At 65.7% G+C, this 5,375-nt stretch carries 4 protein-coding genes; all 4 read left to right on the plus strand.

The genetic code is table 11. The annotated features are described in order from the left end of the window. Positions 1-2,262, plus strand: a 2,262-nt coding sequence (locus tag ENZ74_RS20465) for a glucan 1,4-alpha-glucosidase (RefSeq protein ID WP_127312956.1), incomplete at its 5' end; no start/stop codon positions are given. Between the two features lie 34 nt (positions 2,263-2,296). Further along, positions 2,297-3,310 carry a phosphogluconate dehydrogenase (NAD(+)-dependent, decarboxylating) gene (gene gnd / locus ENZ74_RS20470; protein ID WP_063169509.1) on the plus strand — a complete coding sequence of 338 codons (1,014 nt, stop codon included), beginning with the start codon at positions 2,297-2,299 and terminating at the stop codon, positions 3,308-3,310. Between the two features lie 22 nt (positions 3,311-3,332). After that, on the plus strand, positions 3,333-4,709 hold the full coding sequence (gene zwf, locus ENZ74_RS20475) for a glucose-6-phosphate dehydrogenase (protein ID WP_063169510.1): 1,377 nt from the start codon (positions 3,333-3,335) through the stop codon (positions 4,707-4,709). A gap of 13 nt (positions 4,710-4,722) precedes the next feature. Continuing rightward, positions 4,723-5,375 (plus strand): ROK family protein (locus ENZ74_RS20480; protein ID WP_164761101.1); only part of this gene is annotated, 653 nt, incomplete at its 3' end.

Below are 5,375 nucleotides of genomic sequence, written 5' to 3' on the forward strand. Positions count from 1 at the left end.
ACCCGCGACCTCGGCCTCATCGTCACCGGCGCCGCCGGCTATTTCTCGGAAGAGAAGCGCGCTGCCACGCACAGCATCGAACCGTTCGAGGACGGCGTACCCGCCTACCGGCTGGTCAACACGGCGAACGACGGCGCCTGGCGGATCGAAAAGCGCATCCTCGCCGATCCGGCGCGCCCGGCGCTGCTGCAGGAAATCACCTTCACGGCGCTGAGGGGCGTCGCTGACGATTATCGCGTCTACGCGCTTCTGGCGCCGCATCTGGTCAATGCCGGCATGGGCAACACCGCCTGGGTCGGCGAGCACGAGGGAAAGCCCGTGCTGTTCGCCTCGGGGCGCGGCTCCTGCCTGGCGCTGGCCTCGTCGCTGCCCTGGCGGACCGGCTCGGCCGGCTATGTCGGTTTTTCCGACGGTTGGCAGCAACTGCACAACACAGGTGAGCTCGATGCTGCGTACCAGCGGGCCGAGGACGGCAATGTCGCGCTGACCGGCGAGATCGGCTTTTCCGCGGCCAGGACCAAGGCTTTGCTGGCGCTGGGATTTGGCGCGACGCCCGAGGAGGCCGCGGAACATGCTTTCGCCAGCCTGAAGCAGGGTTTTGAACCCGCGGCGAAATCCTACCTCCAGAACTGGCGCAACTGGCAAAAGGGCCTGCTGCCGCTCGACCGGCACGCGGTGCCCGGGATCAACTTCTATCGCGTCTCGACGGCGGTACTGGCGACGCACCGGTCGATCGCCACACCGGGCGCCGCGGTCGCCAGCCTGTCGATCCCGTGGGGCTTCGACAAGGGCGACGACGACCTCGGCGGCTACCATCTGGTCTGGCCGCGCGATCTGGTCGAGACGGCCGGCGGCTTTCTTGCTGCCGGCGACGCCGCCTCGGCGTTGCAAATCCTCGACTATCTCGGCTCCATCCAGCAGCCGGACGGCCACTGGCCGCAGAACGCCTGGCTCGACGGATCGGCCTATTGGCCCGGCATCCAGATGGACGAATGCGCCTTTCCGCTGCTGCTGGCCGAAGCTTTGCACCGCGCCGGCCATTTGCCGCACGCCAGGCTCGCAGTCTTTCTGCCGATGATCGAGCGCGCCGCCGGGTTCGTCGTGCGCAACGGGCCGGTCACCGGCGAGGACCGCTGGGAAGAGGATGCCGGCTACAGCCCGTTCACGCTCGCCGTCGAAATCGCCGCACTGCTTGCCGCAGCCGACCTGCTCGACGCCTGTGGCAAGCCGGACGGGGCGACCTATCTGCGCGAGACATCAGACGTCTGGAACGACCAGGTCGAGCGCTGGACCTACGTCACCGGCACGGCGATCTGCGGTCAAGTCGGCGTCGACGGCTACTATGTCCGCATCGCGCCGCCCGACAGCGCCTCGGCCGGTTCGCCGAAGGACGGCTATGTCCCGATCAAGAACCGGCCGCCCGGCGACACCGACCGGCCGGCCGAGCAAATCGTCAGTCCGGATGCGCTTGCACTTGTCCGCTTCGGTCTGCGGGCGGCCGACGACCCGCGCATGACAGACACGGTCAAGGTCATCGACGCGCAATTGCGCTGCGATCTGCCGCAAGGGCCGCTCTGGTACCGCTACAACGGCGACGGCTATGGCGAGCATGAAGATGGCGCACCTTTCGACGGCACCGGCCAGGGTCGCCCCTGGCCGCTGCTGGCCGGCGAACGCGCCCACTATGAGCTGGCGGCCGGGCGCAGGGAAAAGGCAGCCAGCCTGCTGGCAGCGCTGGAAGGCTCGGCCGGACCGGGCGGCCTGTTGCCGGAGCAGGTCTGGGACGGCGCCGATAGGCCGGAGCGCGAACTGCTGCACGGCCGCCCCTCGGGCAGCGCCATGCCGCTGGTCTGGGCGCATTCGGAGCATATCAAGCTGTTGCGCTCGCTGCGCGACGGCGCGGTCTTCGACATGCCCCCGCAAGGCGTCAAGCGCTATATCGAGGACAAGACCGTATCGCCGTTCAGAACATGGCGGTTCAACAACAAGATCCGCACGGTCCCGGCCGGCAAGACGCTGCGCTTCGAACTGTTGGCCCCGGCTACAGTCCATTGGAGCACCGACAACTGGGCGACCGCCCACGACAGCCAGACGGTAGAAAACGATTTCGGCATCCATCTTGCCGATCTGCCCGTCTCTGGCCTTCCCAAGGGAAGCACGCTGACCTTCACTTTTTTCTGGCCCGGGGCCGGCGATTGGGAGAATGTCGACTTCTCCGTCATCTCAGGCGACCAGGACAGCCAGCAGACCTTCCCTCGATAACCCCGCAAATCTCCTAGAAAACAGGGACGAAACCATGCAGATCGGAATGATGGGACTGGGCCGGATGGGCGCCAACATGGTCCGGCGCCTGATGCGCGACGGCCACGAATGCGTCGTCTACGACATCAACCCGGCCAGCGTCGCGGCCCTGGTGACCGACGGCGCGTCAGGGGCGGCCTCGATGGAAGAATTCATCGGCAAGCTGGCCAAGCCGCGCTGTGTGTGGCTGATGCTGCCGGCGGCGATCACCGGCAGGATCATCGACCAGGTGGCGGCCCTGATGGAGCCCGGCGACATCGTCATCGACGGCGGCAATTCCTATTATCACGACGCCGTCGACCAGGCCGCGAAACTGGCCGGCAAGGGCATCCATCTTGTCGATGTCGGCACCAGCGGCGGCGTCTGGGGCCTGGAGCGTGGCTACTGCCTGATGATCGGCGGTCCCGACGTGGCGGTGCAGCACCTCGATTCGATCTTCGCCACGCTGGCGCCGGGCGCCGATGCCGGCTCCAATCCGTCCAGGGATGCCGGGACCGCGCCCTTCGGCTACCTGCATTGCGGACCGAGCGGCGCCGGCCACTTCGTCAAGATGGTGCACAACGGCATCGAGTATGGCGTCATGGCCGCCTATGCCGAAGGCATGAACATCCTGAAATCGGCCAATGCAGGCAAGCGGCAACGGACGGCGGACGCCGAGACCAGCCCGCTGGAAAACCCGCAATACTATCAGTTCGACATCGACCTTCCCCAGGTGGCCGAGGTCTGGCGGCATGGCAGCGTTATCGGCTCCTGGCTGCTTGACCTGACGGCCGGCGCCTTGAAAAGCGATCCGGGCCTGGTGAATTTCGGCGGCCGCGTTTCGGATTCCGGCGAAGGCCGCTGGACGCTGAAGGCGGCCATCGACACCGGCGTGCCGGCTCCGGTGCTGTCCTCGGCGCTGTTCGACCGCTTCTCCTCGCAGGGCGAATCCGAATTCGCCGACAAGCTGCTCTCCGCCATGCGCTATGCCTTTGGCGGCCATGTCGAGAAGCCGAAGGCCGGCAAGTGAGGACAGCGGGGGAGACACGCGCATGAGCCAGGAACGGTCCGACACGCTGGTGCTCTTCGGGGCAACCGGCGACCTCGCCCACAAGAAGATATTTCCAGCCCTTTACCAGATGGTCGCCAAGGGCACGCTTACCGAACCGGTGATCGGCGTCGCCTTCGATGCCTGGGACCTCAAGCAACTGCAGGCGCGCGCGCGTGACGGCATCGTCAATGCGCTCGGCAAGATCGACGAAAAAGCGTTCGCCAAATTCGCCTCGCTGCTGCGCTACGTCAGCGGCGACTACCGTGACGGAGCGACGTTCGAGAAACTGAAGAGCGCGCTCGGCACCGCACAGCGACCGCTGCATTACATGGCGGTGCCGCCGACCATGTTCGAGACCGTCGTCCAGGGGCTGGAGCAGTCGGGCACGGCGCATGGCGCGCGGCTGATGGTGGAAAAGCCCTTCGGTCACGATCTGCAATCGGCGCGCTGGCTGAACCGGGTCCTGCATCTGGTGTTCGACGAGCAGTCGATCTTCCGCATCGACCACTACCTGGGCAAGGAAGCGATCCAGAACCTGCTCTATTTCCGCTTCGCCAATTCCCTCCTCGAGCCGATCTGGAACCGCAATTACGTCGAGAGCGTGCAGATCACCATGGCCGAGGATTTCGGCGTCGAGGGACGTGGCCGCTTCTATGACGATGTCGGCTGCATCAGGGACGTCATCGAGAACCATCTGCTCAACATCCTGTTGCTGCTTGCCATGGAGCCGCCTGTCGGCCGCTCCGCCGACGATCTGATCGACGAGAAGGTGCAGGTGCTGCGCGCGATCAGGACGCTGACCAAAGACGATGTCGTGCGCGGCCAGTTCACCGGCTATCTCACTGAACCCGGCGTGGCGCCGAACTCGCCCGTCGAGACCTTCGCGGCGGTGCGTTTCTTCGTCGACACCTGGCGCTGGCAGGACGTGCCGTTTTTCATCCGCGCCGGCAAGAACATGCCGGTGCATGTCACCGAAGTGGTGGTGCGGCTGAAGCGGCCGCCGCTCGATGTCTTCGATCCGATCAAGCCCGCCGACCAGAACTACGTCCGCTTCCGCATCGACCCACAGGTGGTGATCGCCATCGGAGCACAGCGCAAGGCGCCGGGCGACGACATGATCGGCGAGCAGGTCGAACTGACGGCGCTCGACGACTCGAAGGGCGACATGCCGCCCTATGAGCGCTTGATAGGCGACGCCATGAACGGCAACGGCCAGCTGTTCACCCGCCAGGACGCCAGCGAACTGGCCTGGCGCATCGTCGGCCCGGTGCTTGGCGACACCACGCCGCCGCACCTCTACGAGCCGCTGACATGGGGACCGGCGGACGTCATGGCCGGGTTCGGGCCACCCAATGGCTGGATCGATCCGGTGAAGTGAGAGGAACCACGCGATGGCCAAGGCAGTGAAGCAACCAGCATCGGGCACCGAGACGCCGGATACTGAAAAGATCGTGCTCACGATCGACATCGGCGGCTCGCACGTCAAGATCCTCACCAGCGCCGGCGGCGCGGAGCGCCGCGCCGATTCGGGGCCGGGGCTGACGCCGCAACAGATGATCGATACCGTGAAGAAGCTCGCCGAAGGCCTGTCCTACGACGTCGTCTCGATGGGCTATCCCGGTCCGGTCAACCACAACAGGCCGCTCGCCGATCCCGCCAATCTCGGCAAGGGCTGGGCTGGATTCGACTTTGCGGGCGCGTTCGGCAAACCGGTGAAAGTGGTCAATGACGCGCTGATGCAGGCCATCGGCAGCTACGAGGGCGGGCGCATGCTGTTCCTCGGGCTCGGCACCGGGCTCGGTGCGGCGATGATTGCCGACAACGTCGCCCAACCGATGGAACTCGCGCATCTGCCCTACAAGAAGGGCAAGAGCTTCGAGGATTATGTCGGCGAACGCGGCCTGGAAAAGCGCGGCAAGAAGAAATGGCGCAAATACGTCTTCGACGTCGTCGACCGGCTCCGTGCCGCCATGCAGCCTGACTATGTCGTCATTGGCGGCGGCAACGTCGACAAGCTCGATGAATTGCCCGCCGACTCCAGGCG

Origin of the sequence: Mesorhizobium sp. M7A.F.Ca.CA.002.15.2.1 (assembly GCF_003998715.1) — a bacterium.
GTDB classification, from domain to species: Bacteria; Pseudomonadota; Alphaproteobacteria; order Rhizobiales; family Rhizobiaceae; genus Mesorhizobium; species Mesorhizobium ciceri.

What these genes read in the sequence shown, in the direction of transcription:
- gnd (WP_063169509.1), top strand. Translation starts at nt 2,297, where the DNA reads ATGCAGATCGGAATGATGGGACTGGGCCGGATGGGCGCCAACATGGTC.
- zwf (WP_063169510.1), top strand. Translation starts at nt 3,333, where the DNA reads ATGAGCCAGGAACGGTCCGACACGCTGGTGCTCTTCGGGGCAACCGGC.